The organism is Mesorhizobium sp. M1D.F.Ca.ET.231.01.1.1 (assembly GCF_003999155.2).
Lineage (GTDB): Bacteria > Pseudomonadota > Alphaproteobacteria > Rhizobiales > Rhizobiaceae > Mesorhizobium.
Window position 1 is genome coordinate 1 of sequence record NZ_RZOZ02000031.1, and the last position, 3179, is coordinate 3179.

Sequence of the window (3179 nt, forward strand, 5' to 3'; positions counted from 1 at the left end):
CCTCGCCGGGCTTCGGGTGATGCTGCTTCGGAAAAGGCGGCACCGGATATTTGCGCGCGCCGGCCTGCATGGCGCCCTCCTGCTTTGCCTTTGGCTTGGCACGGTCGATCGCATCGACCTTGCGCTGGACGCTGCGCTGCCGGCTCGCCGCCTTGGCGCTCTCGGTTCTCGATCGGGTGCGGGTCGACATCGCCATCTCCTTCTCGAGAGACAACGCATCCCGATGGAAAAAGTTGGCTTTTTGTTCGCGCCGGCGGCCGCGCCGCACCGTACATCAAAGTTAAATGCGGGCGGCCGCCACCGGTGCTAATCGATCACCGTTTGGGGGGACTCTTAGGAGGCGAGTTCCATGGACTTTCGAAATCTGATCGGCAACCTGTCGACCGCATTTCTACGCCAGCGCGCAGCCGCGCCGGACATCCCTTTCAGGCCGATCCGGGCCTCGCTCGCCGACGTGCCGCCAAGGCCGCGGCCGCGCCCGCCTCACCATCCGGCGCCACCCATCCGGCCGGCGAGCAACATGTAGCGCGCTCCTGTTTCCGCTCCGGTCGATCGAATGCAACCGGTCGGCGGCATCTCGCCATGGCAGGCATCTGCCGTCCGGCGGTCGCCTTCGCCGCATTCGCGGCTGCCATCGCGAGAGGATTTTACGGTGACGTCGCTTCAGCCGAACGCCTTGACATTAGCCACTTGGAACCACGGCGGCAGACAGGTGCCGGGATTCTCGCCGATGGAACGTTTCTACTTCGACTTGCACAATACCGATCACACTCAGTTGGACCGCGAGGGACAGCTCTTTCCGTCCCGCGAACGCGCGGGCGCGGAAGCATTGCGGATATTGCACGATGTGGCCGGCGACGAGATGACGGTTGGCGACCAACTGAAGATCACCGTTAGGATCCGGAATGAGAAAAGCGAGCAGATCTTCGAGGCGTCCCTCACTGTTGACTCTGCCTGGACATGACCATCGCACGGCGGCCGGGCGAACGCTCCTCGCGGCTGGGAGGGCTAGCCTGATACGCCGATAGCTCCTGAGGATCTTATCAGCTATCGAGCTTCTGGATACGTCCCTTGTCCAGACGAAACACCCCATCGGTCCCGCCTTGGCTTTCGAAGTCAGTCTGCAACTCATCCCATGTGCCAAGATATTTGCCGCACTCGGTGCAGCTGATGGGAGTTGCAGGCTGCGCATCGGCCGGAATCTGCAGGCGGATGGTGCCGCAAAAAGGGCACTCCAATTTGTGGTCCAGAAACTTGGCGGTCATGATGCATAGCATCATGCAATCGACACGAATGCGCAAGCGCAGTTCCAGGGCATCGCTACGGGACTTCTCACACGGCTAGAGGGGACAGCGCGCGTCTCCCGAAGTTCGGCTTCGCCCATCCCGGACAGCATGACCGCCCAGAACATTGGCGCGGCGATCAGGCAAAACACCATTACGATCACACCGCATTGCCCGCGGATTCGTCGAGCTTTTTGCGACCGTAGCCGAAACGTGGAAATCGCCTCGACCAGCAGGCGGGGAACTTAGCCCTTCGAACCCGGTTTTCATCCGACGAAGCACGGAGAAACATCATGGCCCGAGGAAACACCGAATACGAAACTGGCGCGCGGAAATATCCGGCAAGAACAGGTCCCGATCCGACCGACGATTTCTCGCAGGATGCGGCCGCCAATGAACGCCCTGCGGGCGGTTTGACGCGGGCTACCGGCGAAACAGAGGACAAGACACGCCAAGCCGAAGGACGGAACCCGCCCGGTCGGACGGCGCCCAGCCCCGCCATCGAGAAAACGTCGGGGGCCGGTCCGGCGATCTCCGAACGCTCGAAGGACGCTAAAGGGCCAAAATCGGGTCGCCAGCCCGGCGCCGATGTCAAGGACTAGGGCACCTTGGATACCAGTGCTGGCGGTTGGATGCGCGGCACTGAGTTCACGAATTATTTCGCCAGGAACATCAGTGGCGCGCGGCGATTGTTGTTACTCGGGGAGGCCGAATTCCAAGGACCCGATCCCGCGAGTCGAACCTCCTTAAGTCCACCCCAATTCACAAATCTAAGGAGCAATGAATTGCCCAAACAAGGCGGAAGCCAAGCACGTCAAGGCCGGCCAGCAGAGCCACAAGAACCGCGAGCCGGATCAACGTCGCGGCGGTGGCCAGCAGCAGGCCGAGGGCCGCACCATGGGCCAGCACAGAGGTGGCGGCCGCAAGGGCGGCCAGTCTTAAACCTTCGAAGCGGCGTCTATGATTGCAGGCGCCGTTTTTCTTGCCTCAAGGATCAAGCAATTTGGAAATCAAACTGAGCAACGGAGAAAAGCGATGCCAAGGAGAAACTCGACCGGCGCGGCAAACGGCCTCGAAAGCCTTTTCGTCGACGGCCTGAAGGACATTTATTACGCAGAGAAGAAGATACTGAAGACACTGCCGAAACTGGCTAAGGCGGCGCAATCCGAAGAAGTGAGCGCTGCTTTCGAGAAGCATCGTATGGAGACCGAGGGCCAGGTCGATCGACTCGAACAGGTATTCGAATTGCTCGGTAAGGCCGCCAGGGCCAAGACTTGTCCGGCGATCGACGGCATTCTCGAAGAGGGTTCGGAGATCCTCGAGGAGTATGAAGACCAGCCGGCACTCGATGCGGGCCTTGTGGCGGCCGCCCAGTCGGTCGAGCATTATGAGATCGCGCGCTACGGCACGCTGATCGCCTGGGCGGAGCAGTTGGGCCTGAAGGATGCCCTGCCGCTGCTGCGCGAGACCCTCAAGGAAGAGTCCGCTACCGACGAGGCGCTTACCAAGCTCGGCGAAAGCGGTGCGAACGAACGCGCCTTGCAGGCAGCCGCATAAGGCGCTGTGTAGGCTCGCTTCGCATTCCAAAGGCATGCCTGGCTATGCGGCGGCCCCGGTCTCAGCCGGGGCACCGCGACTCCTCATGGTCCCTCGCGCGAAAAGGATCGTTGCGCCGATAAATCGTGTAGGGGCAACTAAGGTCACCGAAGACGCTCGCGAATTTCTTCATGCCCTTTTTCAATAACCGGACGGCCTAGCTGTTTGATCCCGGCATTTGATGGTGCATTGTTTTCCCAAGAATGGAAGGATGCACTATGGGCCAGGTTCTTCACGGCAGCGCCACAACGACAGAGGCGATCCGTCGAACAATACAGAATAGTCAAGAGAGCCTGAGAA

The 3179-nt window shown here is 60.7% G+C and carries 5 protein-coding genes and 1 pseudogene; 3 read left to right on the forward strand and 3 right to left on the reverse strand.

Going from position 1 to position 3179, the window contains the following annotated elements:
- Nucleotides 1–190, reverse strand: a pseudogene (locus tag EN874_RS32025) (short-chain dehydrogenase); the annotation flags it as partial.
- A 462-nt stretch (nucleotides 191–652) separates the two neighbouring features.
- On the opposite strand from EN874_RS32025, the gene EN874_RS32030 reads away from it, so the two are divergent.
- The gene (locus EN874_RS32030; protein ID WP_245513835.1) at nucleotides 653–964 is read left to right on the forward strand and encodes a hypothetical protein; all 312 of its coding nucleotides are present in this window, start codon (nucleotides 653–655) and stop codon (nucleotides 962–964) included.
- A gap of 79 nt (nucleotides 965–1043) precedes the next feature.
- Here the strand turns inward: EN874_RS32030 and EN874_RS32035 are convergent, their stop codons facing one another.
- On the reverse strand, nucleotides 1044–1301 hold the full coding sequence (locus EN874_RS32035) for a hypothetical protein (RefSeq protein WP_245513837.1): 258 nt from the start codon (nucleotides 1299–1301) through the stop codon (nucleotides 1044–1046).
- Nucleotides 1302–2063: 762 nt separating this feature from the next.
- Between EN874_RS32035 and EN874_RS33960 the strand changes: the two genes are divergently transcribed.
- A complete protein-coding gene (locus EN874_RS33960; RefSeq protein WP_168247694.1) occupies nucleotides 2064–2225 on the forward strand; it encodes a hypothetical protein in 162 nt (53 codons plus the stop codon).
- 93 nt (nucleotides 2226–2318) lie between these two features.
- A complete protein-coding gene (locus tag EN874_RS32045) occupies nucleotides 2319–2840 on the forward strand; it encodes a ferritin-like domain-containing protein (protein ID WP_127428832.1) in 522 nt (173 codons plus the stop codon).
- Between the two features lie 143 nt (nucleotides 2841–2983).
- Here the strand turns inward: EN874_RS32045 and EN874_RS34125 are convergent.
- Nucleotides 2984–3179, reverse strand: a 196-nt coding sequence (locus tag EN874_RS34125) for a hypothetical protein (protein WP_210236015.1), incomplete at its 5' end; no start/stop codon positions are given.